This is a genomic window from Streptomyces palmae (assembly GCF_004684805.1).
In the GTDB taxonomy this organism is placed as follows: Bacteria; Actinomycetota; Actinomycetes; order Streptomycetales; family Streptomycetaceae; genus Streptomyces; species Streptomyces palmae.
On the sequence record NZ_SRID01000017.1, the window covers coordinates 14,969 to 41,641 of the forward strand.

Below are 26,673 nucleotides of genomic sequence, written 5' to 3' on the forward strand. Positions count from 1 at the left end.
GGCGACGGGGTGAGGTACGACCGGGACGGGTTCCTGGGGGCGATCCGCGCGCGCCTCGAACGGGCCGGGACGGCGGGCGGCGGCGTGGACGGGGGCGTGGTGTGCGGCCCCGCAGCGGACGCGGAACTCCGGGGACTGCTGCGGACCGCCGACCCGAGGACCGACATGGAGGCCCGGCACGCGGCCGGCTGGCTGTGCGTGGCCCGTGCGATGGCCGGCCCCGCGGATCTCGGCAGTGTCCACGGGAGCATGGCCGGCACGCTGCTCTTCCCGGTGTGGGTCGCCGATCCGGGCCTGGTCCCCCCGGAGCTGGCGGAACGCTACGCGACCGCCGACCCCGCCACGCGCCCCGACCCGGCGAACGCGGACGGTCCCGCCGAGTGGTCGGCCCTGTGCGCCGCGTTCGAGATCGCCGCCCAGGGGCGCCGGCACACCCCGCCGCCGGACGCCACCGAAGACGTCCGGCGGCTCCATGAACTGGCCGCGAGCTTCGACACCCGGGCACTCTCGTACGAGGCCCGGCTCGCCAGTGCGGTCGGCTGCGGCAGCCTCGCCGTCCTCGCGACGCCGGAGTACGACCCGCGGTACGCGGACCGGCGCGCGGCACTGTCCAGCGCGCTGGCCCGCGCCGGGATGACCTGGCCCTTCGGGGACCTGTCCGGTGACGGGGCGGCCGGCGGCGAGGCCGCCGATCCGGTCCGGCTCGCCCACCGCGCCCTCAAGGCGATCCCGGCCGACTCGCCCGAGCGGCTGGTGGCCCTCGAAGCCCTGGGCGGCCGGCTCCTGGACCGCTACCTGCGGTCGTACGACCCGGAGGACCTGCACGAGGCGGTCGGCATCGCCCGTGACGTACTGGACCAACTGCCGCCCGGCAGCCCGCGGACGGCCCGCTGCCTCAGCACCCTGGGGCGCGGCCTGACGCTGCTGCGGCAGCGGGAGGGCGCCACCCCCGAGGAGTGCGACGAGCTCGTGGACCTGTGCCGCCGAGCACGTCACGGCAGCTCGCAGGGGCCCGCGGCGGGCGGCTACGACCTGGGCATGGCCCTCGTACTGCGGGCCCAGCACACCGGCCGGGTCGAGGACCTGCACGAGGCGGTCGCCGTGCTGGCCGAGGCGCTCCCGGCGGCCAGGCATCCCGGTGAGAGCGCGGCCCTGCGCAATGCCCTGGGCAACGCCCTGCGCGCCCGCTCCCTCGCGACCGGCGCCCCGGCCGATCTGGACGCGGCGCGCCACCTCACCGACCCGGCCACCGCCTCCCCGGGGGTGGCGGACGACCCGCGACCCCCGCTCCTCGCCCACGCGATGACCCTGTTCAGCCGCTACACCCGCGACCCCGAAGCGAACCGGGCGGACCTGGACGAGGCGGTGCGCCGGCTGCGGCAGGCCGAGCCGCGGATACCGCCGGGCCACCCGGAGCGTCCCGCGGTGCTCAACGCCCTCGGCCTGGCGCTGACCGCCCGCCACCAGCGCACGGGGGACCCGGAGGTGTTGAACGAGGCGGTGCGAGCCCATCGGGAGGCGGTGGCGCTCACCCCCGAAGGGCATGAGGTGCTCAAGCTGCGGCTGCTCAACCTCGGCACGGCGCTGGGGCTGCGCCACCAGCTGACCGAGGACGGCGAGGACCTGCGGGGGTCCCTGGAGTGCCGGCACCGGGCCGCCGCGCTGCCCGGCCTCGGCCGCGCCCACCAGGCGGCGCTGCTGAGCTCGACGGGGATCATCCTGGTCCAGGGCATCGAACGCGCAACCGATCCGGACGCCCGGATCGAGGAGGCGGTACGGATCCTGCGGGAGGCGCTCGCCCTCACCCCCGAGGACGACCCGCGGCTGCCCCGCCGCCGCCACAACCTCGCCATCGCCCTGCTGGCCCGCCACGGTCGCACCCGGCGGTCCGGCGACGCCCGCGAGGCGCGCCAACTGGCCGACGCGGTGGTCGCGGAGCTGCCCGCCGACTCGCCGGAGCTGCCGGGCGCCCTGATGGCGGCGGCGCGGGTACGGCTCGCCGGCCCCCTCGCCCCGCTGTCCTCGACCGCCCGGGACGAGGCGCTCGCGCTCTTCCGCCGGGCGGTCGCGGCCACCCCGCCCGGCCACCCCAAGCGGACATCTCGCCTGACGATGCTCGGTGCCGTGCTCTACGACCGGGGCCTTGGCCGCCGTCGTCGCGGAGCCGATCCGGACGAGGCGGCAACCGTGTTCCGGGCGGCGGCCCTGGAGCGGCAGTGCGCGCCCTCCACGCGTCTGGAGGCGGCATGGCTGTGGGGTGACGTCCGGGCCCAGCTGGGCGACTGGGACGGCGCCCTGGACGGCTATGTGCTCGCTGTCGACCTGCTGCACTCCGTGGCGCCGCGCCATCTCGTCCGCGAGGACCAGGAGTTCCTGCTGGGCCGGTCCGTCGGACTGGGGGCCGCGGCGGCGGCCTGCGCGGTGCGCTGCGGCCGGCCGGGGCTCGCGGTCGGCCTGCTCGAAGCGGCCAGGGGCGTCATCCTCTCCCACGCCTTCGACGCCGACAGCGACCTGACGCGGCTCCGGGAGAGCGCCCCGGACCTCGCCGACCGCTTCGAGGAACTCCGGGACGCCCTCGACACCGCGACCGGCACCCGGGAACTCCTCGAGGAAGGACCGCCCGACCCCCACACCCGCGCCGATCTGCGGCAGCGCCTGGCCGCCGAGTGGCGGGAGCTCACGGACCGGATCCGCGCCGAACACCCCGAGCTGGACCTGCTGCGCCCGGTGCGGGAGTGGGACCGGCGCGAGCTGTGCGCGACCGCCGCGGCGGGCCCGGTGGTCCTGGTCAACCTCTCGCCGTACGGCAGCGACGCGCTGGTGGTCACCGAGCACTCCATCGACGCCGTACCACTCCCCGGGCTGGACCCGCGGACGACGGCTGCCCGCCGGCAGGCCTTCCAGGAGGCGTTGGTCCGCATCGAGACCCCCGGAACCTCCCGCAAGCAGTCGCTCCGCGCCCAACGGACCGTACGGGACACCCTCGCCTGGCTGTGGCAGGCGGTCACCGGCCCGGTCCTCGACCGCCTCCCCACGGCCACCCGGGTGTGGTGGTCGCCGGGCGGCCCCCTGGGCATCCTGCCGCTGCACGCGGCGGCCCCGGCCGGTGCTCCCGGCGCCCTGGACCGGGTGGTCTCCTCGTACACGCCGACCCTGCGGGCCCTGCACCACGCCCGCCGGCGCGCCGCCCGCCCCGCGGGCACCGGCACGCTGGTGGTCAGCGTGGCGCGGGCCGTCGGCCAGGCCCCGCTGCCGGGCGCACGCCGCGAGGCGGACCACCTGGCCCGCCTCCTGCCCGGGGCCACGCTGCTGGCGGACGGCTCCGCCACGCACTCCGCGGTCGTCTCCGCCCTGCACCACCACGCCTACGCCCACTTCGCCTGCCACGCCCTGGGCGACGCGGAGCACCCGTCCGGCAGCCGGCTCGTCCTCCACGACCACACCGAACACCCGCTGACCGCGGGCGACCTGGCCCGGCTGCGGCTGCCCTCGGTCCGGCTCGCCTACCTCTCCGCCTGCGACACCCTGCGCACCAGTCCCGAACTCGCCGACGAGGCCGTGCACATCGTCAGCGCCTTCCAGATGGCGGGCTTCCCGCACGTCGTCGGCTCCCTGTGGCACGTCGACGACGCGATCGGTGCCGAGGTCGCGCTCAGCGTCTACGAAGCCGTGCACACGGGCGGGGGCGCACTCGACGTGGCCCGCACGGCCGAGGCCCTGCACCAGGCCGTACGCGCCCTGCGCGACACGTACCCGCTGACCCCGAGCCTGTGGGCCTGCCAGGTCCACGCGGGTCCCTGAGGGCGGTCCGCTCCGGAGGAGGGCGGCCGGACGGCTCCGGACGCCGGCGGCCCGCGCGGGCAAACCGGGCAGGCGGGGCGGTCAGCGCTGCTGCCGGCCCCGGCGGGTGAGCAGGCCGCGCTCCAGGGCGACGACCACCGCGTGCGTGCGGTCGCTGACGTCGAGCTTGGCGAAGACACGGAGCAGATGGGTCTTCACGGTCGCCTCCCCGATGACCAGGCGCCGGCCGATCTCCGCGTTGGAGAGGCCGTCGGCGACGCCGCTGAGCACATCGACCTCGCGCGCGGTGAGCGCCACCGGCGCCGGCCGCCGCATCCGGGCGACCAGGCGCTCGGCGACGCGCGGGGCCAGCACGGTCTCGCCGCGGGCCGCGGACCGTATCGCGTCCGCGAGTTGCTCGCGCGTGGTGTCCTTGAGGAGGTATCCGATGGCGCCCGCCTCGACGGCGCGCTCGATCTCGGAGTCGGTCTCGTACGTGGTCAGGATCAGCACCCGGGTGCCGGAGCCGCCGGCGACGATCCGGGCCGTGGCGGAGGCCCCGTCCAGTACCGGCATCCGCAGGTCGACCAGGGCCACATCGGGCCGCAGCCGCTCCACGAGCTCGACCGCCGCCCGGCCGTCGGCCGCCTCCGCCACGATCTCGATCCCGGGCTCCGCCGCCAGCAGGGCGACCACCCCGGCGCGCATCACCGTGTGGTCGTCGACCACGATGACGCGCAGTGCGCGCCGCGTCCCGTCCGCCATGTCACACCTGACCGTTCGTGGGTATCAGGGCGAGGACGCGGGTGCCCTCGCCGGGGGAGCTGGTGACCGTGAGTTGGCCGCCGAGTTCGGCCATGCGCCGGCGCATCCCGTCGAGCCCGAAGCCGCGGGACTCCTCGACCACGAAGCCGCGGCCGTCGTCGGTGACCTCCAACTCGACGCCGTAGGGCAGCGGGCTGAGCATGGCGCCCACCGTGCCGGCGTCCGCGTGCTTGCGGACGTTCGCCAAGGACTCCTGGAGGCAGCGCAGCAGCGCGATCCGGGTCTGCTGGTCGCACACCACGTCCGGCAGCTCCGCCTCCACCGTGATCCCGGTGTCCTCGGCGAACCGCTCCAGGGTCCGGCGCAGGCTCTGGGCCACCGAAGCTGAGGCGCCGCCGCCGTGCGGGGCGGAGCCGACGAGGATCCGCGCCTCGGCGAGGTTCTCCCGCGCCGTCTGCTCGATCGACAGCAACTGCTGGGCGCTGCGCCCCGGGTCCGTGCCGAGGCCGGCCCGGGCCGCCTCCGCCAGGACGACGATGGAGGCGAAGCCCTGGGCCAGGGTGTCGTGGATCTCGCGGGCGAGGCGCTCGCGTTCCTCCGCGGCACCCTGGCGCCGGTGCGCCTCCGCCAGCAGCTGCTGGGTGTCCTCCAGCGCGGCCCCCAGGTGGCGGGCCCGCTCCTCGCCCTGCTGGACCAGCCGGTGCACATAGAGTCCGAGCAGCACCCCGGCCGCGTAACCCGCGAGGGCGAAGACCGCGTTCCCGGTGAACACCTCCGCGTTCTGGGCGATGCTGCCGGCGGTGGTGGCGGCGGCCGCGAGGCCGCTCAGGGCGATCGCGGTCCGCGGGCCGCCGGCGTGGATCCAGAAGAGCGGCAACGAGACGATCAGCAGCGCAGCGCCGCCGCCCGGCAGCACCGACATCGCGCCGATGCCCAGGGCCAGCACCCACAGGTAGGGCACGGGCCGCAGCACGGGGTTCTCCGGGTGGACCTCCAGGACCGCGAAGCCGACGGAGACCACGGCCACCACCGCCAGCGCCGCGTACTTCGCGGGCCCGGAGTCGTCCCGTGTGCCGAGCACCGAGGGCACCGGGCCGAGCACCACCCACAGGACCGTGTACCAGCGGCGGAGCCGGCGTATCGGGAACGGGTCCTTGCCCTGCGGAGGTCGGTCCATGCCGGTCAGCGTACGTTCTCCGGGGTGCGCGGGGCCGGGGCGGTGACGGCGCGCGCCCGGCCCACGCCCCGGGAGGGCCACCAGTTCGCCTCGCCGAGCAGCAGCATGAGCGCCGGCAGGATCAGGATGCGGATGACGAAGGCGTCGAGCAGCACCGCCGCCGCCAGGCTGAAGCCGATCTGCTTCATCTCCATGATGTGCAGCGGGACGAAGCTGGCGAAGACCGTCACCATCACGAACGCGGCGCTCGTCACCACGCTGGCCGAACTCCCGATGCCCTCGAGCACGGCCTGCCGGGTGGGCACCCCGCGCAGCGCGGCCTCCCGGATCCGGCTGATCACGAAGACCTGGTAGTCCATCGACAGGCCGAAGAGGATGACGAACAGGAAGAGCGGGACCCGCGAGCCGATCGAGCCGGTGGAGGTGAAGTCGAGCAGCCCCTCGGCCCACGCCCCCTGGAAGACCAGGACCAGCAGGCCGAGCGAGGCGGCGGCCGACAGCAGGTTCAGGGCGATGCCGACCAGGCCCAGCACGACGGAGCGGAACGCCCACACGGTCATCGCGAAGGTCACCAGCAGCAGCGCCCCGATGATCAGCGGCAGCTTCCCCTTCTGGTGCTCGGGGTAGTCGGCATAGCGGGCGACATCGCCGGTCACCGCGGACTCCACACCGTCCAGCCGCTCGAACGCGGCGGGAAGGTAGTCCTTCCGGATCCGTTCCAGAGAGTCCTGTGCCTGCTCGGCGCTCACCTCGTACGGAACAGGGAGTTCCAGCAGGCTGATCCGGCGGTCCGAGGAGACGCGCAGCTCGGACCGGCCGGCGAACGCCGGGTCCTTCTTCGTCCGTGCGGCGAGTTCGCGCAGTGCCCCGGCAACTTCCTCGGCGCGGCCGGGTTCGGCCCGCACGACGACCTGGTGCATGGACTTCAGCTCGGGGAAGGCGGCGTTGAGCCGGTCGTAGGTCCGCATCGCCGGGATGGTGCGCGGGTGGGTCTCGCGCCCCATGTCGGTGAGGTTCAGCCCCAGCAGCGGCGCGGCCAGGGCGAGCATCGCCGGCACGGCGACGCCGAGGGTGGCGGCGGGCCGCCGTTCGGTGAACCGCAGCAGGGCGCCGGTGAGCCGGCCGGCTCCCCCCTCGGGACGCCGCCGCTTCGAGCCCGCGGCGGGCGCGGTGTCGTGGGTGGTCATGCCGTCAGCCGTGCCGGGCGCTCCGGACCCGCGCCGTCCGGCGGCGCGCTGGGCCTTGCGGGCCGCCCGGCGCTCCGACCAGCCGCCGAGCTGGGCGAGCAGGGCCGGCAGCACGGTGAGCGAACTGACGACGGCGACCAGGGTGACGACGATCGCGCCGGTGGCGATCGAGGAGAAGATGACGTCGTCGGCCAGGTACAGCGTGGCGCTGGAGACGGCGACGGCCAGACCCGAGACCACCACGGCCCGCCCCGAGGTGGCCGCGGCCACCTCCACCAGGGCACGCGAGTCCAACCGTCCGCCCGAGCGGGCCCGTTCCTCCCGCTCCCGCTTGAGGTAGAAGAGCGTGTAGTCGACGCCGACGGCCATGCCGATCAGCAGGATCACGTTGGTGCCCACCCCGGCGTCCGGGAAGACGTGCGAGGCCAGCATCGACAGCCCGACGGCCGCGGCGATCGAGGTGAGCGCCAGCAGCAGCGGCACGAAGGCCATCGCGGCGGAGCGGAAGACGAGCAGCAGGGTCAGCAGCGTGACGGGCAGCGCGATGATCTCGGTGCGCGCGAGGTCCTTGCCGCGCTGCTCTTCGACGCCCTTGCTGATGGACGGGCCGCCGGTCTCCTCGATCCGCAGCCCGGGGTGGGCGGCCTGCGCCTCGGCGGTCTGCTCGCGGAGCGGCTCGACGTGCTTCTTCCCGTCGAGTTCGGGTCCCTTCAAGGTCACGTCGACCCGGTAGGCGCTGCCATCGGCCGAGCGCACCGGCGCGGACACGGACCGGACCTCGGGCAGCCCCCGCATCCGGTCGGCGACCTCCCGGGCCGCGGACCGGGCGGCGGCCCCGTCCAGCCGGCCGGTGCCCGGCTCGGCGGTGATCAGCACGCGATCCACCGGCCTCTGTTCGAGGCCGCCCTCGGCCGCCATCGCCTCCGCCCGGCCCGCCTCGCCGATGCGGAAGTCGGCGCTGCCGGCCGCGTTGACGCCGATGCCGATCCCGGCGCCCAGGCACAGGGCGACGAAGAGGAACCAGCCGGCGATCGCGCGCCAGGGGTGTCCGGCGCTCCAGCGCGCCATGCGTACAGGGAGATTGTTCATGCGTTCATGCTGGTCAAAGGCGTGTGCCCGGCGACAGCCTCGGCCGGTGGAACCTTGGGTCCACCGACCGGTGGACCCCGGCGGGTACGGCGGGCGCTCGGCAGCGGCGGATCTCGGCGGCGACCCGGCTGAAGTCCCCCTCGGCGAACGCCTCGCCGGCAGGGTGAAGTCCATCGTCCCGGCGTCGCCCCAGCCCCAGCCGAGCTCGGCATCCACGGCGGGGCCGACACACGAGCCGCCTGTGACCAGGCCACCCGGGGCTACCGTGTGTTCATGCCGCCACCGCCGCACCGACCCGTGCTTCTCGTCATCGACATGCAGGACGCCATGGTGCCGATCATGTACCGGCCCGCTCGCGTCGTCGAGACCATCGCGAGTCTCGGCTCCCGGGCGCGCGCCCTGGGCGTGCCCGTCGTCACGGTGCGGCAGCGGGGCTGCGGCGGCGTTCTCCCCGAACTGGCCGCACAGGAGGGCGAGTCGGTGATCGACAAGACCACCGCGGACGCCTTTCTGGGCACCGATCTCGACGCGACGCTGCGTCGGTTCGGCGCGACCGAGGTCATGGTCGCCGGCTTCGCCACGGAGAACTGCGTGGAGACGACCGCACGCCAGGCCCTCAGTCACGGCTACGACCTGGTGCTCGTGGCGGACGGGCACACAACGTCCCTTCGCCCCGCACGCACGGACTTCGTTCCGGAGGCCCAGTCGATCGCCCACCACAACGAGATCTACCGGCACATCGACTTCCCGGATCGCAGCGTGCGGGTCATCGCGGCGGCGGACATCGACTTCGCGGCCCCAGGACCGGCCTCGCGAACGTGAGACCGAGGTACGGTGCGTCGATCCGGCGGGTCGGCCGGTGGCGACCGCGTGCCGGGTGCGGCCGTCACCGGCCGACCACCGCCATCCGGCGGTGCGCCGCCTGGTGAGTCAGGTGCCGAAATCCCGCGGGATGGCCGCGGTCGACCGCCCACCACCAATCGGTCTGACGACTTGTCAGAGATGCGGTCGCGCGCGCATGCTGCGATACCGGAGCGGTCGCGAGCCCTGCCGACCGGGACCGAGGAGGCGTGATGACCCGTGGCCCGGCATCCCCGGACCGTCTCACGGCGCTGCTCACCTCGCCGGGCTGCGCGTTGCTCACCGTGGAGTGCCAACGTGGCGTGGTCGGCCCGGACAGCGCGCTTCCCGAACTGGCCGCCGCGGTCCGCGACTCCGGCGCACTCGGCAGGATCGCCCGGCTGGTGGAGGCCGCCCACCGCGCCGATGTCCCGGTGCTGCACGCGGTGGCCGAGCGGCGCCCCGACGGCCGAGGCTCCGGGGAGAACGCGCCCCTGCTGCGGGCGGCCGCGCGACTGCCGGTCCGGCAGCTCACCGGCAGCGCCGCGGTACGGATCGCCGAGGAGATCCCGGTGGGCCCGGCCGACCTGGTGGTACGCCGACTGCACGGGCTGTCCCCGCTGGCCGGCACGGAGGCGGACGCGCTGCTGCGCAACCTCGGGTGCCGAACGCTCGTCATCGCGGGCGTCTCGGCGAACGTGGCGGTGCCCAACGCGGTCTTCGACGCGGTCAACCTCGGGTACACGGCCGTGCTGCCCGCCGACGCCATCGCCGGGGTGCCCGCCGAGTACACCGCCGCGATGATCCGCCACACCCTCGCCCTGGTGGCCACCGTCACCACGACCGCGGAGCTCTGCGCTCTCCTCGGGGCCCGGCGGGCATCTCCCGGACCAGGCCCTGGCGGTGAGGTGGGGCCCGTCGGCCCGGACGCCCTCACGCCAGATCGGTGAGGAGGCCGTCCAGGGCCTTGGCGAGGGCTGCCGCGTTGGCCGGGTCGAACCAGGTGGTGCGGACGCGCTCGTTGTTCCCCCTGGGCGTCTCGTGGTCGGCGGCGAGTCGGTGCAGCGGGCGGGTCTCGTCGCTCAGGGAGCGTCCGACGTTCTGGAAGAGGCCGCGCACATACCGGTCGGCGGCGTCGGGAGCGATGCCATGGCCGGCGGCCCAGGAGGTGAGCGTGGCGAGGTAGGCGTAGTGGGTGGTGAGCGTCCCGGTCAGCGCGGAGAAGACGTTGAAGGCGTCCTCGTCCGCGACGGGGAGCGCTCCGCCCAACTGGTCGAAGAGGGAGTCCACCACCGGGTGCGAGGGGAAGGTCACGGTGGTGGAGCGGCGCTCGCGCACCGCGGGCAGCGGGATGGCGCGGACGATCGGCGCGCGGGTGGCGAGCGTTCGGCGCAGGTCGGCGGTGGCGACGCCGGCCATCAGGTTGATCACGGTCCGGTCGTCGCCGATCCTCAGCCCGGCGAGTGCCTCCTGGCGGTCGTGGCGGCGCACCGCGATGATCACCACCTCGGAGCGGTCCAGCACGCCCTGGTTGTCCGCGCACACATGGACGCCCTCGAAGCGCTCGGACAGTTCGGCGGCGGTGCGGGCTCCCCGGGGGGAGAGGAAGACCTCCGGCGCCGTGCCACCCCCGTCGCGCAGGCCCTCGACGATGGCCCGGCCGATCTCGCCCACTCCGATGATGCCGATGCGCTGCACTCTGCTGTCCTCCGGTGGGTGTCGTGGTGGCCGGGCGGGCGCCGCTCTCATTATGCACGCGGTGCGTGCATCGCCAAGTGCATAGGTTAGGCTGATTTCGGACGAGAGGGGCGAGATGGCTGGCCGAAGGCGATGGTCGATCGAGGAGATCCTGGACAAGGCGGTGGAACTGCTGCGCACGAGCGACGCCGAGTCGTTCAGCGTGCGCAAACTCGCCGCGGCGCTCGGGACCGACTCCTCCAGCCTGTACCGGCACTTCCGCAACAAGACCGAACTGCTGCGCGCGGTCGCCGACCGGATCCTGCTGGCCGCCATGGACGGCTACCGCCCCGCGGGCGACTGGAAGCAGCGGGTCACCGCCCTGTCCCTGCGCCTGCGCGAGGCCTTCGGCGAGCAACCCCAACTCGCCGCGGTATGGGGACGCTACGGGTCCGGCGGCACCGGTTCCCGACTGGTCATGGAGGAGCTGCTGCAGGCCCTGCGCACGTCCGGCCTGCCCGACGAGGAGATCCCAACGCGGTACCACCGCATCGTGATCCTCCTCGCCTCGCTGATCGCCTCCGAGGCCGGTATCAGCTCCATCACTCCCCAGGAGTACGAACAGGGCATGGAGCAGTTCCGCGTCGCGGTGCTCGGCGCCGACCCCGAGCGCTTCCCCGCCCTGAGCCACTTCGCCCGCGACATCCGCCCCCTCGGAGCGGATCGCCGCGCCGCGTTCGAAGAAGTCCTCGCCGCCCACCTCGCCCAGGTCGAGGCCCAGATCCCCTGACGGGTCGCGCCGCCGTCGTGGGCCGGGTGCCGGTCGCGGGGTGGAGGAGCGGCGGCCGATGCGGTCGTACCGGGGCGAGTGAGCTGGGCGGTCGTTCCGCCGGCAGGGCAGTGGGCACTCCTGGCGCGGGGTCGGGGCACCCTGGCCGCCATCGTGGCTCCGACACGCCCGCGAACGGCTCCGGCCGGAGCCGGAGCCGACCCACTCGCCGGCGCTTGGTCGTCTCCGGGAACTCCCGGACGGTACGGACCCTGCCGGGGGCAGAGTCCCGCTGCCGGGCGGCGGCCCGCGGGGGGCGGGCGACCGGCGCCGCGTCAGTCGGCCTCGGCCAGGTCATCACGATCGCGGTGGTCGCGGGTGTCGAGGCGCACGCAGCACTCCCCGGGCTCGGGGGCCAGGACGGCGTGGACTCCGGTGATCTGGAGGCCGTCGAGGTAGCCGCTGAGGAACGCGTGGTTCATGCCGCACACCAGGTCGGGGGCCTTCGCGGCCAGCGGGTGGAAGGGGCAGTTGCGCAGCCGCAGCTGGGCGGGGGTCTCCCGGACCGGTTCGTAGCCGTACCGGTCCAGCAGGCGCTCGCAGGCGGTCAGCCCGCGCTCGGGGCCCAACCGGCCCGGGCGGATCTCCTCCCGGGCGGCCTCGCCCATCTGCCGGCCGCGCCGCTCGGCGGTCCGCACCGCGGCGTGGGCGGCGTCCTCGTCCGCACCCTCGGTCAGGACGGCGTCCAGGAGCAGGTCCGCCAGGAGTTCGTGGCGGCGGTCGGGGATGCTCACGACGATCTGGGCGTCGGTGGGCTCGTACACCTTCGGCCGCCTGCCGACCTTCCGGATCCCGCCGGGTGCTTCGTAGCGGGCGCGGAGCAGGCCGGCGTCGACGAGCTTGTCGAGGTGGAAGGCGGCGAGCTTGCGCGATATGCCGACGCTGGCGGCGGCCTCGTCGCGGGTGACCGCGCGGCGGGCGCGCCGGATGAAGACGAACATGCGCCGCCGCGAGTCCTCGTTGAGGACGCTGACGGATTCGATGGCGCTGTCGGCCGCGTCGGCCCGCGCGTTCGGATCGATAGCCACACCATCACGGTAACTCCCATACGCATAGGCACAAATGTTCTTCTCGGCCCATGTCCTGCGTGGCTTGACACCCTCCCGCAATAAGTCCAAGACTTATTGGTGAAATCACTTGGAGGTCGCGATGGCCCATGAATCACAGCTCCAGGCGAAGCGTCCGGTCAGCGCCTCGCTTGCCGGCCCGTACGGGCACCCGTTCCACCCGATCCTGGTGACCGTGCCCATCGGCGCCTGGGTGGCCGGCCTGGTGTTCGACATCGCTTCCCATGTCGTGCACCGTCCCGGATTCCTGACCCAGTCCTCGGAGTGGTTGATCGCGGTGGGCGTGATCGGCGCTCTGCTGGCGGCCGTGGTCGGATTCCTCGACCTGTTCGCGATTCCCACCGGCACCCCGGCCTTCCGTACCGCGCTGACGCACATGGCGCTGAACCTGCTGGTGACCGCCGCCTACATCGCCAATTTCCTGTGGCGGTACGGCACCTACACCGACGGTGGGAGCGTGGGGATCGGGCAGCTGGTGCTGTCCGCGGTCAGCCTCGCGGTCCTGGGGATCTCCGGATACCTCGGCGGCAAGCTCGCCTACCGCTACGGCGTGCGCGTCGCCGACGAGGGCACCCAGGCCGAGGGGTACGCACCGGGCCGCGGGACCACCCGTACCTCCTCCTGACCGGCCCTCCGCCACGGCGGCCGGCCTCTTCCGGGCGCCGTCACCATCGAGCACCCCGGGGAGTTCCCTCAGGACATCGCCGCACTGATCACCTGGGTGGTCACCGCCCTCGGCGGCTTCTACATGCTCGGCACCTGGATCCGACGCGGTGGAATCCGGCAGCAGCAGACAGGTACCAGCCGCCTGCCCGCACCCGTCGTCTTCGGCCACTTCGCCCTGGCCGCGATCGGACTGGTGGTGTGGATCATCTATCTCGTGGCCGACAAGGACGCCCTGGCCTGGACCGCGTTCGGCCTGCTGCTGCCGGTCGCGCTGCTGGGATTCGTGATGCTGGCCCGCTGGATCCCCGTCTACCGCGAGCGCGCCACCGCCGGGGCCCCGGCCGGGGCAAGGGGTGCCGAAGGGGCGGTCCCGGCCGAACGGCACTTCCCGGTGCCGGTCGTGCTGGCGCACGGCCTGCTCGCCGTGGCCACCCTCGTCCTGGTCCTGCTCACCGCCCTGGGCATCGGAGGCGGCTGACCCGGCCGAGGGCTCGCACCACCGCCTGGACACAGAAGGCGGGCACCTCGCTCGGCGCGGCCCAGGCGCTGGTCGACCGGCTGCGGACCTACCTCGGTGAGCGCCTCCGGCCTGGCCGTTGAGCCGCGTCCGCCGGCATCGGCCCGCCGCGCCGGACGCCGCCGGCCGGTGCGCTAGCCCAGCAGGGTCTGGCCGATCCAGCCGCCGGGTGCGCAGCCGGGTGGGATGGCGAAGACGGCGGAGCCGATCGGGGTGGTCCACTGGTTGAGGAGGTCGGAGGCGGCGAGCCGGCGCTGGATGGGAAGGAACTGTTCGCCGATGTCACGCTGGAAGGACGCGAAGAGCAGGCCGGTGTCGGGGCGTCCGTCCGCCGCGGGGGCGTCGTCGTAGTTGTAGGGCCGGCGGAAGATGTGCTGTCGTTCCTCGCCCACATGGGCCCGCCGGATGTGGGCGAACTCGGAGATGACCGGGAAACCGAGGGCGTCCTTGGCGTCGAAGTCGGGCGGGTCGGTCTCCGCGGTACCGGTGAGCGGGGCGCCGGTGCCGAGCCGTCGGCCGATGGTGAATTCCTTGGCCTTGGTGTCGGCGGCGTCCCAGGTCTCCAGCTCCATGCGGATGCGGCGCAGCACGAGGGTCGTGCCGCCGTCGCGCAGCCAGCGGGGTCCGGCGTCGGTCCACACCGCCTTGGCGAAGGCGTCGCCGCCGGGAGCCGGGTTGGCGGTGCCGTCGAGCTGGCCCATGAGGTTGTGCTGGGTGGCGCCCTCGTCCTGGACGCCGCGTCCGCGGCGGAACCCGCGCTGAGCCCAGCGCAGCCGCGCGAACGTGCGGGCGTCCTTGGTGAGCATCCGCTGGGCGTGCGCGACGCTGAGCGGGTCGTCGGCGCAGATCTGGATCAGCAGGTCGCCGCCGTTCCAGCGGTCCTGGAGCCGGTCGATGGGGAAGCGCGGCAGGGGGGCGAGGGAGGCGGGCCGCTGGTCGTCGAGTCCGGCGGCCTCGAAGAGGCCGGGGCCGAAGCCGAAGGTGACGGTCAGCCGGGCGGGTAGCGCCGCGAGTTCCGCTTCGGTGTCGGCGAGGGCGGCCTCGCCCTGGGTGAGCCGTGCCGCGTCGTCGGTGAGCAGCCGCATCATCCGGCCCAGGGCCGCGCGGTCCGTCCGGTCGGCCAGTTCGAAGCCGAGGAACACGGCGTGGGCCTGGGCCGGGGTGGCGATGCCCGCCTGGTGCCGTCCGTGGAAGGGGACCTTCTGCGTGCCGTACGCGGTCTCCCGCCGCCGGGCTTCACCAGCGGTGGCGGCCTGGCCGCTGCCGTCGGCGGCCGCGGCGCCGATTCCGGCGCCGGCCAGGGCCCCGCCGAGGGTGAGCGCGCCGCCGGTCAGCAGCCGGCGGCGGCCGACAGCGGTGGTGCCGCCGGCCGCGGGCGCGGATGGGGCGGGGTGGACGGGGGTGTTGTCCATGGCGGGGAGGTCAGCCCTTCTCCATACCGGGCCGGTAGTTCTCCTTGCCGCCGGCGAACGCCTTGGCGACGGCGGTGAAACGCAGGGTCCGCTCGTCCTTGAGCGTCAGGGTCACGGTGATCTCGTCACCCGGCCGCACCGCCTTGGCCAGGCCCATCAGCATCAGGTGGTCGGCGCCCGGCTGGAGCTGGTGGCTGCCCTTGGCGGGGATGACGAAGCCGCCCTTCTTGGGGCGCATCACCGGCTTGCCGTCCACGTCGGCGACCTCGTGCAGCTCGGTCTTCTTCGAGACGGTCGAGGTGGCGGACACCACCGTGAGCGGGGAGTCGGTGGTGTTGACCAGGGTGCCGAAGACGGCCGTCATGCCGGAGTCGGCGGCCTTCGCCCACGGGTCCTTCACGGTCACCGGCGCCGCCGCGGTCGCCGCGGCCTTGGCGGACGGCGTGGCGGGGGTGTCCGTGCCGGAGGAGGACGAGTCGGAGCCGCAGGCGGTGAGGGCGACCAGGGATATCGCGCCCGCTGTCGTGGCGGCGGCGAGGAGGCGCAGCCGGGCGAGGCGACCCGGAGCGGAGCTGGCGGCGGTGGTGCGCATGACGTTATCGGCCTTTGGATCGGTTGCGGCATGGTCCCGCAGTCACAGCAGTAGTCGGATCGCCTCGACGGTGAGTTCCCGGACGTCCGTGAAGAATTCCGGGAACTTTCCGGAGGCCGCGGCCGACCTACTGGTATGTGAAGCGAACAGTCCTCAGCCGCCCGGCCGCCATCCCGGCCCTCATGGCACTCCTGCCGGCCACCTTGTGGGTTCTGCTGTCCTCGCCACCGGCGTGGGCGCACGCGCGACTGCTCGACTCCAGCCCGGCCGCCGACGCCGTGGTGGCCAGGGCACCCGCCGCGGTCAGGCTGCACTTCGACGGCCCGGTGAGCCAGGCGTACACGACGGTGGTCGTCGCCGGCCTGGACGGACGCTCCTACAGCGACGGTGCCCCGACGGTGCGGGGCGGCGACGTACGGCAGAAGGTCAGCCCGCTGCCGAGCGGCCGGATCCAGGTGACCTGGCGCACCGTCGCGGCCGACGGGGCACCGCTCCAGGGCCGGTACACCTTCACCAACGCCGACAAGACCGCGCCGACCCAGCCCTCGCCCGCGCCGACCGCGCCGACCGCGCCCGCGGCACGGGCCCCGTCCCCGGCCGCGGGATCGGCGGCGTCCGGGGGGTCGCTCGACGCGGGGGACTGGCCCTGGTGGGCAGCCGGGGGCGGGCTGGTGGCGGCCACGGCCGTACTCCTGGCCGTCGGTGTCCGCCGATCCGCCGCCGCTCCCCGACCACCGCGCCGAGAGGACGCGCCGCGGGGCTGAAAGGCCTCCGGCCGGCGCGTCAGCCCCGTCGGCGATCAGCGCTCAGGGCAGGGTCTCAGTTCGCGTCCGCGTGGACGCGGAAGCTCAGCGCCGGATACGGGAAGTCGCCGCCGTTGAAGGTGCCGGTCCGGTAGTAGAGGTCGCCGCTCTGGCCCGGAGCGCCGGTCTGGCAGTCCGGATTGAAGAAGACGTCCACGTTCCGCTGGGAGATGGCCAGGTAGGACAGGGCCGGGGCGGACAGCTCCTGGCACACTCCGACCTCGTCGAGGTCGGCCGACATGGCGGTCCCGGTCCGGTCGGAGCCGGTGTAGAACGTCACTCCGAGCGGCAGGTCCGCGGCGCCTGCCTGCGGTGCCGCGCCCAGGGTGAGCAGGGCCGCGGCTGCCGCCGCCGACGTGACCAGGGCTGCGAGCTTTCCGTGTCGGATCATCGTGTGCCTCGCCTCGGGAGTGTCCGGTGGGTTGGGTGGTGCTTTCCGAGGACACTGTGCTTTCGATTTCAACGAATGTGTAGGGCGGAAATCGGCCACACTGCCGGGCTCGTGCGGGACCGCCTCTCGGTTGCCTCCGGTAGGGCGCGGCGGACGGGTGGTGATCGCGCTCCCCTCCGCTCGCGGGCCACTGGCCGGAACGGCCATGAGTGCTCCCCTCCGCTCGCGGGTCACCGGCCGGAACGGCCAGGAGTGAGGCATTCGGTCGAGGGTGATCCGCGTGGCGTTCTGACCGATTTGAGTGTTTGTCTGATAAATCCTGAATGCGAGAAAGGCGCCATTGGGTTCGGCGCCACCCCATACCCCCTAGGAGGGGCTGTAGTGGAGTCTTCTTTCAGGGGCCGCCATTCAGGCACGCTGCGGCGGCTGCTGCGCGCGATGCGGTCCACCTCATGGTGCGTCGTCGCCGTGGTGACGGCCTTCGCGCTGACGATCGCCCTGCCCGCCATGACGCCGGCCGCCGCCGCCACCGGCGGTGGCGAGGTCCTGACCTGGGGCCGCAACACGTACGGGCAACTGGGCAACGGAACCACCACGCCCAGCACCCAGCCAGGCAGTACGGTGCCGATCAGGGCCGACCTACCGGAGGGTGTCACCGCCACGGCGGTGAGCGGCGGCTATGGCTTCTCGGTGGCGCTGACATCCACGGGCCAGGTCCTGGCGTGGGGTCAGAACGACGTCGGGCAGCTGGGGGACGGCACCTTCACGGACAGCACCACGCCCGTCGAGGTCGATCTGCCCGCCGGCACCACGGTGACGGCGATCGCCACCGGTGACGACCATGTGCTCGCGTTGACCTCCAGCGGCGAAGTACTGGCCTGGGGGTACAACGAGTGGGGTCAGTTGGGCAACGGCACCATCGGGGTGGACAGCAACGTGCCGGTTTCCGTGCACCTGCCGGCCGGCACCACGGTCACCGCGATCTCCTGCGGGGCCGGTCACAGCCTGGCGCTGACCTCCACCGGCGAGGTCCTGGCCTGGGGCGACAACGACCTGGGTCAGCTGGGCGACGGCACCACCGTCAACCGGGACGAGCCGGTGGAGGTGAGCCTGCCCGCCGGCACCACGGCCACGGCGATCGCCGGCGGCGACGACCACAGCCTGGCGCTGACCTCCACCGGCGAGGTCCTCGCCTGGGGCTACAACGCCTACGGCCAGCTGGGCAACGGCACGACCACCAGCAGCTCCCTGCCGGTCACGGTGCTGCTGCCCGCGGGCGCCGATGTGACCTCGCTCGCGGCAGGCCACGGCTTCCAGAGCTTCGCGCTGCTCTCCACCGGCCAGGTGCTGGCCTGGGGGGACAACACCTACGGCCAGCTGGGCGACGGCACGACCACCCGGCGCACGGCGCCGGTCCAGGTCCTCCTGCCGGCGGGTACGCAGGTCACCGCGCTCGCCAGCGGCGACGACCACACGATCGCGGCGACCGCCAGCGGCCGGCTGCTGTCCTGGGGATACAACCGCTACGGCCAGTTGGGCGACGGCACCACCACCAACCGCGCCCAGCCGGAGGAGGTGGAGCTGCCCGAGGGCACCACCGTCACGGCCGTCGGTACCGGCAACTACCACTCCCTCGCCGTCGCTCCGGTCCCGCAGAGCACGACGACGCTCACGGCCTCGCCGACCACGGCCGGCCTCGGGGAACCGGTCACCTTGACCGCGCGCGTGACCTGCACCACCGGGACACCCACCGGAGAGGTGGTGTTCTCCTCCGACGACACCGTCCTCGGCACCGCCGAACTCGACGACGAGGGCGTCGCCACCCTGGTGACGGAGGATCTCGATGTGGGGACGCACCAGATCACCGCTCACTACGAAGGAGGGCCGGGCTGCCCGCCCTCCGACTCCGAACCGGTGACGGTGACCATCGAAGAGGAGCCGCCGACACCGTCGCCGGCATCCCTCACGGTGGACAAGCGGGTGCGGACATCCGGGCCGTTCAGGGTCGGGGACACCATCCACTACTCCTACACGGTCACCAACACCGGCGCCACGGAACTGCGTGACGTGAGCGTCCGGGACGACCTCGTCACCCGTGTCACCTGCCGGTCCACCACACTCGACGTCGATCGGAGCACGACCTGTCGCGGAAGCTACAAGATCATTCGCGCCGATCTCCAGAAGTGCCGGAAGGCCCCGAAGAAGTCCGGTCGTGCCGCCGGCGGCCGCACGGTCTGCCGCCTCACCAACACCGCGTTCGCGCAGGCCGTCGACCCGACCGGTGACCGGGTCGTCAGCCGGCCCGCCAGGGCCACCGTCACCGTGACCGTGCCCGCGAAGAAGCCCCACCACCGCTGCAAGACCCATCGCTGCACGCCTCAGGGTGGTCACAAGAACCGTCACCAGGGGAAGGAGCACCGCGACCACCGCCGCTGACAGCCCCACCTGACCAGCCGACAAGCCGCCCCGCGCCCCGCAAGGGACGCGGGGCGGCCGGCCGTGGTCCCGCGGCCGGCGCGGCCGGGGCCGCCACGGGTGGACCTCGTGGACGAGCCACCGCGGCGAGGCGGCGGTGGAGAGCCGCCGGTGGATCAGCGCGGTCCGCGACCGGCCGCCGATTCCTCGCAGCCCGTTGCCGGGTCCCGGGCCGTGAACCGATCATGACTTTCATGGAGCGACCGAGTGAGACCATCGAGTGCGGAGACTTCGCCCTGCGGCGCTGGCGGGAACAGCGCGACTTCGGCTCGGTGTTCAGGTTGATCGAGGAGTCCGCGGACCACCTGCGCCCCTGGATGCCGTGGGTCGACGGTCACAGCGAGGAGAGCACCCGGGACTTCCTGGCCAAGTCCGAGGCCAAGTGGGCGCGCGGCGAGGTGTACAACTACGCCGTGGCCAAAGACGGCACACCCATCGGCATGTGCCAGGCCTACCGGGCCAGACCCGGGGTGTGGAGGATGGGGTACTGGCTGCACCCCGCCGCCACCGGCCAGGGCATCGCCAGCAGGGCGACGGCGGCCTTGGCCGCCGAGATGTTCACACTGCCGGACGTGGAGTACCTGGAGATCAGCCACGACCCGGCCAACATCTCCAGCGGGGCCGTCGCGCGCCGGTCGGGGTTCACCGAAGTCCGGCGGGAGGAGGCAGCCCCGCCCGCGGCCCCCTCGGGCAGCGGCGTCGACGTGGTCTGGCGCCTGGACCGTCCCGCACCCTCCGCGAACGGGACTCCCGCGCCCCGCACCGCCTGACCGGCCGACCGCGGCTGCCGCTGTGCCGTCAGCCCCGTGCGGTTCCGAGGGCCGCGGTGCGGCCGGCGGGGGTTGCCGGGATCGCCGACCGGCGTGCCAGGATGCGCTCATGACAGAGATCGTCAAAGGGGGGAACCTTCCACTCAGCGGCGAGCCCATGCGGGTCGCCGTCGTGCGCCGGTCCGGTGGGCCCGGCGCGCCGGAGGTCGACGCGGCAGCATTGCTCGTCGACTCGGGTGGCAAGGTCAGGGGCCGGGGTGACCTGGTCTTCTACAACCAGCCCGAGCACGCGGGCAGCGGCGTACGGCTGGTGGGCAGCGCCCAGGGCGAAGGCGGGGTGGTCGCCGACTGGCTGGAGATCGACCCCGGCCGGGTCGAGCCGTCCGTTGAGCGGATCGTGGTGGCGGCGTCCTGCGACGGCGGTACGTTCGGCGAGGTCGCGGACCTGTACCTGCGGGCGGTGAGCGCGGCCACCGGGGAGCAACTGGTGCTGTACGCGGTCGGGGACGCCACCACGGAGACCGCGATCCTGCTGGGCGAGTTCTACCGCAGGAACGGGGGATGGAAGTTCCGGGCGGTGGGACAGGGGTACGCCTCCGGACTGCCGGGCCTGGCCGCGGACTTCGGTTTCTCGGCACCGGACGACCAGCCCGCGCCGCAGCCGCCGGCCCCGCTGCGCCCGGCGCCCGTCCCCGCACCGGCACCGCCCACGCCCGTGCCACCTCCGCACGCCGTGGCGAAGGTCGAGGGGCCGGGAGCGTCGGCTGCCTCCGCCGCGCCTTCGGGGGTGTACCCGGGATCGCGCAACGCCCTTCCCGACGGGATCGGTCCGGACTTCCCGCACCTCGAGTACATGGGGAGGGGAAAGGAGGACATCGACACCGGCCTCACGCTGCCACGCGGCTTCCTGGTGGTCGACGTGATGAAGAAGGGCGACGCGTATGTGGAGGTCGTCACGCTCACCATTCGCAAGCGCAGGTGGCGGAGCGTCATGAGCTCCCGCATCGAGAACCTTCGGGGAGTGGGCCTCGTGTACAACGACGGCCATTCCCCGCTGCGGTTGCGGGTCGACACCCGAGGCCAGTGGATGATCAGGATCCGGCCGGTCTCGACGCTGCGCGCGTTCGACGGCCCGGTGGAGGGGTTCGGGCCGGACGTCCTGGCCCACGTCGGCGACGAGGTCGACGTCAGGTACCGGTACCAGGGCGACGAGGACAAGGAGGGGTACTTCGGCGTCTCGATCCACCGGCGCGGCGGACAGTGGGAGTACGCGTTCAGCCGGCGGGACCGGGGACGCGGAAGCGGTTCGCTGCCCAGGGGGCCGCGGCTGCTCGTCATCGAGGCCGACGGCGGCTGGTCCATGGAGCCCCGGCCACCGGGCAGCGGGGGGTTCTGGTCCCGGCGCCGCTAAAGCCGCCCGTCTTCCGCGGCTCGGCCGTGCGGTGGAGCCCGACCGGTGGCGAGTGGGCGGCCCCTCCCCACCGGCATCACGTTTCGCCCACCCCGCCACGGGTACCCCGTCGCCTCGGGCCGGCGGCCGGAGCCCGGCCGCCGGCCAGGTCGGCGGTGCCGCCGCCGAACCGGCCGCGGTGCCGCACCCCAGCCCTCGCGGAGATCGCAGGTCCACGAGGGACAGCACAGGAACGACACCGAGGAGTGACCACATGGCCGCCACCGACCCGACCAAGGTGCAGAAGGCCCTCAAGGGCGCCCACTACCCCACCGACAAGCGCGACCTGGAGCAACTGGCCAAGAAGAACGGCGCCGACGACCAGATCGTGAAGAGCATCCACAACGCCAAACGCGACAGCTTCGACAGCCCCGCCCAGGTCCAGGAGGAGATCTTCGGTTCCTGACGCGGGAGCACGGCTCCCGGAGCCCGCCGGGCCTCGGGAGCCGTACCGCTGATGACCGCAGGTGCGCCTGGGCCGAGCGCCTGGCCCGCCGTTGCGGTGGTCGCCGCACCCCCGGCCCAAGGGGGAGGCAGTTCAAGGCCGCCTTGGCTCAGGGCGCCCGCCTCGGTACCGCCCGTCCACGGTCGACCGGTTCAAGCGCCACCGCCCCGAGGCCACCCGCCTCAGGGACGCCCGCCCTGAGGCAATTCCCCCCAAGGCCGCCCGACTCCATGGCGGCGTGGTGGGTCAGATCTCCTCGTCCATGCCGATGGCCTGCCTCAGGTCGTCCCGCGCCGTACGCGTCTTCCCCTCGTACTGCTCCAGGACGGCGGCGGCGATGGCGTCGAGCTTGCGCTGGACGGCGTGCTCGGCGCGCCGCTCGCTGTTCTTCAGCAGCGCCAGGAGCAGCAGGGTCACCGCCGTCATGGTGTCCCCGGCGAGGATCTGCCAGGTCAGCGCGGCGTGCGCCGCGTGCACGGCGATGAAGTTCAGCACCAGGACCAGGCAGACGGCGTAGAAGGCGCGTGAACTGGTGAAGTTGGACGCGGCCTCGGCCAGCCGCTCGTAGCGCCCGCCGTGCCCGGCCCGCTCCGCGGGATGGCGTACCCCGAACCGGGGACGATCCTTGCGTGCCGGGCCGGAACCCGAACCGTTCGACATCGGCGGCATACCGTACCTCCCAGCGGGCCCCCGCGGCCTCCACGCTATGCCGGGCCGGGCCGGACCGCCGACGACCATCGCCCACCCGGAGCAACCCCGGAGCAGCCCGCCGAAGCCACCCCCGCAGCAGCCCGCCGGAGCTTCCCGGAGCGACCCGGCCGCAGCAGCCCGCCGAAGCTTCCCGGAGCGAACCGGCCGCAGCGACCCGCCGTAGCCCCGGCGGCCCGGGGTCGCCGGGACACCGGGTCGGGCTCCCCCGAACGGGCGGTGATCGACTCGCGGTACCCGCTGCCCACCCCCAGCCTGAGGAGGACGGACGCTCGCGAAGACCGCAGGAGGCCCGATGGACACCGCAGTTCCCGGCCCGTGGCGCCATGCCGTCGTCACCGGCGGCGCGGGCTTCGTCGGGTCCCATCTGTGCGCCGCCCTCCTCGACGGGGGCACCGCCGTGACCTGCGTGGACGACTTCAGCACCGGGTCGCGGGAGAACATAGCCGAGCTGCGCGACCGGCCCGGCTTCACACTGATCGAGGCCAATGTCGCCGAGCCGTTCGCCATCGCGTCGCCCGTCGACCTGGTCCTGCACTTCGCCTCGCCCGCCTCGCCCGCCGACTACCTGCGGCTGCCGCTGCACACCCTGGAGACGGGGAGCCTGGGCACCCGCAACGTCCTCGCGCTGGCCCGCTCCCACCGCGCCCGCTTCGTGCTCGCCTCCACCTCGGAGGTCTACGGCGATCCGCAGCAGCATCCGCAGAGCGAGACCTACTGGGGGAACGTCAACCCGGTCGGGCCCCGCAGCGTCTACGACGAGGCCAAGCGCTTCGGGGAGGCGCTCACCACCGCCGAGGCGGGCAGCCACGGGACGGACACCGGCATCGTCCGGCTGTTCAACACCTACGGTCCGCGGATGCGGGGCCACGACGGCCGCGCGGTGCCCACCTTCATCCGCCAGGCGCTGGCCGGGGAGCCGCTCACCGTCACCGGCGACGGGCGGCAGACCCGCTCCCTGTGCTTCGTCGACGACACCGTGCGCGGCATCCTGGCCGCCGCCGCCTCCGACCTGCGCGGGCCGGTGAACCTGGGCAACCCGGCCGAGATCACCATGCTGGAACTCGCCCACACCGTCATCGAACTGACCGGTTCGCGCTCCACCCTCGCCTTCGTCGAACGGCCCACGGACGACCCGGCCGTGCGCTGCCCCGACATCACCCTGGCCCGCGGCAAGCTCCAGTGGGAGCCGTACGTCGACCACCGGGACGGTCTGCGGCGCACCATCGCCTGGTTCCGGAGGAAACTCGCCGCCTGAGCCCGCCGGTCACCGGCTCGCGGACCCCGACCGACGCCTCGACGAAAGGCGCGAGACCCATGCGCATCCTCGGTATCAACGCCCTCTTCCACGACCCCGCCGCCGCCCTGGTGATCGACGGCCGGACGGTCGCCGCGGCCGAGGAGGAGCGCTTCTCACGGCGCAAGCACGGCAAACGCCCGGTCCCGTTCTCGGCCTGGGAGCTGCCGGAGCAGGCGGCGGGGTGGTGCCTGCGGCAGGCCGGTCTCGGCCCCGGCGACCTGGACGCGGTGACCTACTCCTTCGACCCGGTGCTGGCCAGGCCGGCCGAGTCGATGGGGCTGGACGACCCCTGGGACCATCTGCGCCTCACCTACGCCGTGCAGGCCCCGAACTTCCTGCGCTCCGCGCTGCCCGGACTGGACCCGGCGATCGTGCGCTTCGTACCGCACCACATGGCGCACGCCGCCTCGGCGGCCTTCGCGGCGCCCGAGGCCGAGTCCTGCTCGGTGCTGGTCCTGGACGGCCGCGGCGAGAGCACCTCCCACCTGGCAGCCCAGCGGGTGCACGACAAGCTGGAGCCCCTCCACGGGCAGCGGCTGCCCCACTCGCTCGGGCTCGTCTACGAGGAACTCACCGCCCACCTCGGCTTCCTGCGCTCCAGCGACGAGTTCAAGGTGATGGCGCTCGCCTCGCACGGCAGGCCCAGGATGCTGGCGGAACTGCGCCGGTACGTGTACCCCACCGGCGAGGGCGGCTTCCGGGCCACCGGGGTGCCCTGGTCCGAACTCTGCCCGCCGCGCCGCCCCGACCAGGCGTGGAGCCAGGACCACGCGGACCTCGCGGCCAGCGCCCAGGCCTGCCTGGAGGAGACCCTGCTGGATCTGGTGCGCTGGCTGCACGGCCGCACCCGGGACCGGGTGCTCACCCTCGCCGGCGGCGTCGCCCTCAACTGCGTGGCGAACGCCCGGATCGCCCGCGAGGGCCCGTTCGACCGGGTCTGGGTGCAGCCCGCGGCCGGTGACGCCGGGACGGCGCTGGGCGGTGCCCTGCTCTTCGCGGCGGACGCCGGCGACCAGCCGCTGCCCATGCCCGGTGCCGACCTGGGCCGGGGCTGGTCCGACGCGGAGATCGAGGCCTGGCTGAAGACGGCCGGGGTGCCCTTCGAACAGCCGGCGGACATCGCGGAGACCGTCGCCGAGGCACTGGCCGGCAATGCCATCGTCGCCTGGTTCCAGGGGCGTTCCGAGTACGGGCCCAGGGCGCTGGGGCACCGCTCGCTGCTGGCCCACCCCGGCCACTCGGGGAACCTGGAACGCCTCAACGACGTCAAGGGCCGCGAGCAGTTCCGCCCCGTCGCCCCCATGGTGCTCGCCGACCGGGCGGCCCGGATCTTCGACGGGCCGCTGCCCAGCCCGTACATGCTCTTCGTGCACCAGGTGGCCGCCGAGTGGCGGGAGCGCATCCCCGCGGTGGTGCACGTGGACGGCACCGCGCGCATCCAGACCGTGGACGCCGCCGAGGAACCCCTGGTGGCCCGGATGCTGGCCGCCTTCGAGCGCCGGACCGGGCTGCCGGTGGTCGTCAACACCAGCCTCAACACCGCCGGCCGGCCCATGGTCGACGACCCGCGGGACGCCCTGGAGTGCTTCGGCTCCACACCGGTCGACCTCCTGGCCATCGGGCCGTTCGCGGTCCGCCGCGGCGCCCTCTTCGCCGCCCGCGCGTCCGGCACGCTCACCGCGGACGAACCGGAGGCCCTCCGATGAACCAGGCCGGGACCGCCGCCACCGACTACGCCGTGGTCATCCCCACCCTCGGCCGGCCGAGCCTCGCCGCCTGCCTGGAGGCGCTGGCGGCCGCCGACCCGCCGCCGGAGCGCGTCGTCCTGGTCGACGACCGCCCCCTGCACCGGTGCGACGCCCTCCCGGTGCGGATCCCGGCGGCCCTGCGGGACCGCACCGAGACGGTGCCCGGCTGCGCCGCGGGCCCGGCCGCCGCCCGCAACAGCGGCTGGCGGGCCGCCCCGGAGACCACCTGGGTCGTCTTCCTCGACGACGATGTCGTCCCCGGCCCCTGCTGGGCCGCGGACCTCGCCGCGGACCTGGCCGCCGCCGGGCCGCGGACCGCCGGAGTCACCGCGCGCATCACGGTCCCGCTGCCGCCGGACCGCAGACCCACCGACTGGGAGCGCAACACCGCCGGCCTCACCCAGGCCCGCTGGATCACCGCCGACATGGCCTACCGGCGCACCGCGCTCCAGGCCGTCGGCGGCTTCGACGAGCGGTTCCCGCGCGCCTACCGGGAGGACGCCGACCTGGCCCTGCGGGTGATCGCGGCGGGCTGGACCCTCGCCCCGGGCCGCCGCCGCACCACCCACCCGGTACGCCCGGCCGACCGGTGGATCTCGGTGCGGCTCCAAGCGGGCAACGCCGACGACGTCCTGATGGCCCGCAGGCACGGCCGCGACTGGTGGTCCCGGGCGGGCGCGCGCCGCGGCCGGCTGCCCGGCCACCTGGCCGTCACCGCCGCCGGCGCCGCCGCGCTGCTGTGCGCCGCGGCCGGACGGCACCGCCCCGCCGGGGTGTGCGCCGCCCTGTGGCTGGCCGGCACCGCCGAGTTCGGCTGGGCGCGGATCGCGCCGGGCCCCCGCACCCGGGCGGAGATCACCACCATGCTCCTCACCAGCGCCGCGATCCCGCCGGTCGCCACCGGCCACTGGCTGAGGGGTCTGGTACGCCACCGCCGGGTCGCCCCGCACCGGCCGCCGGACGCGGTGCGGCCCGCCCCGCCCAC

At 74.0% G+C, this 26,673-nt stretch carries 23 protein-coding genes; 14 read left to right on the forward strand and 9 right to left on the reverse strand.

All coding sequences use genetic code 11. The annotated features are described in order from the left end of the window. Window positions 1-9: 9 nt before the first annotated feature. On the forward strand, window positions 10-3,801 hold the full coding sequence (locus E4099_RS03570) for a CHAT domain-containing protein (RefSeq protein WP_135337429.1): 3,792 nt from the start codon (window positions 10-12) through the stop codon (window positions 3,799-3,801). An 81-nt stretch (window positions 3,802-3,882) separates the two neighbouring features. Here E4099_RS03570 and E4099_RS03575 read toward each other — a convergent pair whose 3' ends face one another. From E4099_RS03575 to E4099_RS03585, 3 genes are read right to left on the reverse strand one after another with little or no spacing between them, the layout of a single operon-like run. Then, complete coding sequence (locus E4099_RS03575) at window positions 3,883-4,545, reverse strand: response regulator (RefSeq protein WP_135337430.1); 663 nt, start codon at window positions 4,543-4,545, stop codon at window positions 3,883-3,885. Window position 4,546: 1 nt separating this feature from the next. Beyond that, complete coding sequence (locus E4099_RS03580; RefSeq protein ID WP_135337431.1) at window positions 4,547-5,722, reverse strand: sensor histidine kinase; 1,176 nt, start codon at window positions 5,720-5,722, stop codon at window positions 4,547-4,549. A gap of 5 nt (window positions 5,723-5,727) precedes the next feature. Beyond that, window positions 5,728-7,998: an MMPL family transporter gene (locus tag E4099_RS03585; RefSeq protein ID WP_135337432.1), complete on the reverse strand. Its 2,271-nt coding sequence runs from the start codon at window positions 7,996-7,998 to the stop codon at window positions 5,728-5,730. A 273-nt stretch (window positions 7,999-8,271) separates the two neighbouring features. On the opposite strand from E4099_RS03585, the gene E4099_RS03590 reads away from it, so the two are divergent. Both E4099_RS03590 and E4099_RS03595 read left to right on the forward strand, forming a co-directional pair. Beyond that, complete coding sequence (locus tag E4099_RS03590) at window positions 8,272-8,820, forward strand: isochorismatase family protein (RefSeq protein ID WP_135337433.1); 549 nt, start codon at window positions 8,272-8,274, stop codon at window positions 8,818-8,820. Between the two features lie 251 nt (window positions 8,821-9,071). After that, window positions 9,072-9,788, forward strand: a complete 717-nt coding sequence (locus E4099_RS03595) for a cysteine hydrolase family protein (protein ID WP_135337434.1) — start codon at window positions 9,072-9,074, stop codon at window positions 9,786-9,788. Here E4099_RS03595 and E4099_RS03600 read toward each other — a convergent pair. Next, entirely contained in the window at window positions 9,772-10,536 is a 765-nt protein-coding gene (locus E4099_RS03600; protein WP_135337435.1) for an NAD(P)-binding domain-containing protein, read from the reverse strand. The genes E4099_RS03595 and E4099_RS03600 overlap by 17 nt on opposite strands. Window positions 10,537-10,651: 115 nt before the next feature. Here E4099_RS03600 and E4099_RS03605 point away from each other — a divergent pair, with 115 nt between their 5' ends. After that, window positions 10,652-11,305, forward strand: a complete 654-nt coding sequence (locus tag E4099_RS03605) for a TetR/AcrR family transcriptional regulator (RefSeq protein ID WP_135337436.1) — start codon at window positions 10,652-10,654, stop codon at window positions 11,303-11,305. A 314-nt stretch (window positions 11,306-11,619) separates the two neighbouring features. Here E4099_RS03605 and E4099_RS03610 read toward each other — a convergent pair whose 3' ends face one another. Next, window positions 11,620-12,372: a helix-turn-helix transcriptional regulator gene (locus tag E4099_RS03610; protein ID WP_135337437.1), complete on the reverse strand. Its 753-nt coding sequence runs from the start codon at window positions 12,370-12,372 to the stop codon at window positions 11,620-11,622. A gap of 121 nt (window positions 12,373-12,493) precedes the next feature. Here E4099_RS03610 and E4099_RS03615 point away from each other — a divergent pair, with 121 nt between their 5' ends. Together E4099_RS03615 and E4099_RS03620 are read left to right on the forward strand one after the other, a co-directional pair. Next, a complete protein-coding gene (locus tag E4099_RS03615) occupies window positions 12,494-13,036 on the forward strand; it encodes a DUF2231 domain-containing protein (protein ID WP_135337438.1) in 543 nt (180 codons plus the stop codon). Window positions 13,037-13,132: 96 nt separating this feature from the next. Further along, window positions 13,133-13,555, forward strand: a complete 423-nt coding sequence (locus tag E4099_RS03620; protein WP_245244572.1) for a hypothetical protein — start codon at window positions 13,133-13,135, stop codon at window positions 13,553-13,555. A gap of 173 nt (window positions 13,556-13,728) precedes the next feature. Here the strand turns inward: E4099_RS03620 and E4099_RS03625 are convergent, their stop codons facing one another. Then, entirely contained in the window at window positions 13,729-15,006 is a 1,278-nt protein-coding gene (locus tag E4099_RS03625) for a Dyp-type peroxidase (protein WP_135337439.1), read from the reverse strand. A 10-nt stretch (window positions 15,007-15,016) separates the two neighbouring features. Continuing rightward, window positions 15,017-15,598: a copper chaperone PCu(A)C gene (locus E4099_RS03630; protein WP_135337440.1), complete on the reverse strand. Its 582-nt coding sequence runs from the start codon at window positions 15,596-15,598 to the stop codon at window positions 15,017-15,019. A 182-nt stretch (window positions 15,599-15,780) separates the two neighbouring features. On the opposite strand from E4099_RS03630, the gene E4099_RS03635 reads away from it, so the two are divergent. Beyond that, window positions 15,781-16,362, forward strand: a complete 582-nt coding sequence (locus E4099_RS03635; RefSeq protein WP_135337441.1) for a copper resistance CopC family protein — start codon at window positions 15,781-15,783, stop codon at window positions 16,360-16,362. A 55-nt stretch (window positions 16,363-16,417) separates the two neighbouring features. On the opposite strand, the gene E4099_RS03640 is transcribed toward E4099_RS03635, so the two are convergent. Then, a complete protein-coding gene (locus E4099_RS03640) occupies window positions 16,418-16,792 on the reverse strand; it encodes a hypothetical protein (protein ID WP_135337442.1) in 375 nt (124 codons plus the stop codon). A gap of 381 nt (window positions 16,793-17,173) precedes the next feature. Here E4099_RS03640 and E4099_RS03645 point away from each other — a divergent pair, with 381 nt between their 5' ends. The 4 genes from E4099_RS03645 to E4099_RS03660 all read left to right on the forward strand — a co-directional run bounded on the left by E4099_RS03645 (window position 17,174) and on the right by E4099_RS03660 (window position 21,893). Further along, on the forward strand, window positions 17,174-19,228 hold the full coding sequence (locus tag E4099_RS03645) for an RCC1 domain-containing protein (RefSeq protein ID WP_167828283.1): 2,055 nt from the start codon (window positions 17,174-17,176) through the stop codon (window positions 19,226-19,228). A gap of 233 nt (window positions 19,229-19,461) precedes the next feature. Then, entirely contained in the window at window positions 19,462-20,037 is a 576-nt protein-coding gene (locus tag E4099_RS03650) for a GNAT family N-acetyltransferase (protein ID WP_245244574.1), read from the forward strand. Between the two features lie 109 nt (window positions 20,038-20,146). Beyond that, window positions 20,147-21,448, forward strand: coding sequence for a TerD family protein (locus E4099_RS03655; protein ID WP_135337445.1), 1,302 nt, complete (start codon window positions 20,147-20,149; stop codon window positions 21,446-21,448). Between the two features lie 253 nt (window positions 21,449-21,701). After that, window positions 21,702-21,893, forward strand: a complete 192-nt coding sequence (locus tag E4099_RS03660; RefSeq protein WP_135337446.1) for a DUF2795 domain-containing protein — start codon at window positions 21,702-21,704, stop codon at window positions 21,891-21,893. A gap of 285 nt (window positions 21,894-22,178) precedes the next feature. Here the strand turns inward: E4099_RS03660 and E4099_RS03665 are convergent, their stop codons facing one another. After that, the gene (locus E4099_RS03665; RefSeq protein ID WP_135337447.1) at window positions 22,179-22,592 is read right to left on the reverse strand and encodes a low affinity iron permease family protein; all 414 of its coding nucleotides are present in this window, start codon (window positions 22,590-22,592) and stop codon (window positions 22,179-22,181) included. A 343-nt stretch (window positions 22,593-22,935) separates the two neighbouring features. Between E4099_RS03665 and E4099_RS03670 the strand changes: the two genes are divergently transcribed. The 3 genes from E4099_RS03670 to E4099_RS03680 form a co-directional block, all read left to right on the forward strand. Next, window positions 22,936-23,898, forward strand: a complete 963-nt coding sequence (locus tag E4099_RS03670) for an NAD-dependent epimerase/dehydratase family protein (RefSeq protein ID WP_135337448.1) — start codon at window positions 22,936-22,938, stop codon at window positions 23,896-23,898. A 59-nt stretch (window positions 23,899-23,957) separates the two neighbouring features. Further along, on the forward strand, window positions 23,958-25,646 hold the full coding sequence (locus E4099_RS03675) for a carbamoyltransferase family protein (RefSeq protein WP_135337449.1): 1,689 nt from the start codon (window positions 23,958-23,960) through the stop codon (window positions 25,644-25,646). Then, on the forward strand, window positions 25,643-26,673 hold a 1,031-nt coding region (locus E4099_RS03680), incomplete at its 3' end, for a glycosyltransferase family 2 protein (protein ID WP_135337450.1). The genes E4099_RS03675 and E4099_RS03680, both read left to right, overlap by 4 nt.